At 30.3% G+C, this 1,061-nt stretch carries 2 protein-coding genes; both read right to left on the bottom strand.

What is annotated here, in order from left to right:
- Nucleotides 1-174: 174 nt before the first annotated feature.
- Nucleotides 175-633 (bottom strand): hypothetical protein, encoded by a 459-nt coding sequence (locus tag TD29_RS17290; RefSeq protein WP_040282743.1) that lies wholly within the window; start codon nt 631-633, stop codon nt 175-177.
- Nucleotides 630-1,061, bottom strand: a 432-nt coding sequence (locus TD29_RS17285) for a hypothetical protein (RefSeq protein WP_241485297.1), incomplete at its 5' end; no start/stop codon positions are given. The genes TD29_RS17290 and TD29_RS17285, both read right to left, overlap by 4 nt.

The raw sequence follows: 1,061 nt of genomic DNA, 5'->3' as shown, positions 1-1,061 counted from the left end.
TCAGGAAAGTTCATTTTTCAGCTTGTGGCTAACGTGTTTGTGTATGATTAGTTGCGTGGTTGGGTAGCTAATTTAGCAAACTTTCACGAACCAGAGAAAATTCCGCAGGAATTTTCGCAAGTAAGCGAAAAAAAGCAATTAATTATACACGGTGTTGGCAATAGTATTTTATTTTCAATCAAAGAAATGAACATACAAATAAGTCATTTCAGTTTCTCTATTAGTCCACAAATAGTATTCACTAAAAGTATGGTCTAAAAAATCATTTTTATAATAAATTCGGACAACATTTTTATTAGGTAAATCCAACCAACTTGGTGGATTTGCATCTTTTTTCAATTCCTCTATTATATTTCCAAATTTCACATTATTATTTTCGGCAATTTTCAGAGGTTGGTCGTGTGCAATAATTTTTTCAAAAACAGTTGAGTCATAAGTGAACGACATATAATGAACTTCAAAGTCAAAATATCCTCGATTCTTAAGTTTGATTTTTTTAATAGATTCGGGTGGTTTAAATCCAAAGTTGTCTTCGAAAGATGAAATGAGTTTTTCACGATTTTGTGATTCATACGCACAACTTGAACATAAGAAAAGAACAAGTACGTTCAAATAAATTAAATATTTCCTCATTCAGTTAGATTTTTATTCATAGATTTTAGAGTATCAATTTTCGGTATTTCTGTAATATCAGATTTTCCATCTATTGAGTAAAATTCCAATTCAGTCGGCATTTGGTCAGTTCCGTATACAGATATTCCAATTAATTCTCCGTTTTTTCCTTTTCTAGCGTAATCTATTTTTAAATTCCCTTTTTGAATTGTAGAGTCAAATGTTTTTCCAAATATTATAGTCGGACATTTTCCACAACCACATCTCGCAATTACTTTTAGATTTCCGATTAAATTAGTCCATTCCGATTTTTCTTTTCTAAACAGATAAGTCAGAAATTCAATTTCGGATTTTGTCAATTCTCTTTTATCGGGAATACTGTATTTCATTAAGCAATCTGTTCGTTTTATGCGTTCTGTTATATTATTGCCAACGGTTTTATGTATGGA

The sequence above is a fragment of the Psychroserpens damuponensis genome, from assembly GCF_000826655.1.
Lineage (GTDB): Bacteria > Bacteroidota > Bacteroidia > Flavobacteriales > Flavobacteriaceae > Psychroserpens > Psychroserpens damuponensis.
The sequence above is the reverse complement of the archived record's forward strand: the minus strand, read 5'-3'. Positions and strand labels throughout refer to the sequence as shown.

Excerpts from the sequence above, each read along its gene's own strand:
- TD29_RS17290 (WP_040282743.1), bottom strand. The coding sequence starts at position 633 with ATGAGGAAATATTTAATTTATTTGAACGTACTTGTTCTTTTCTTATGT.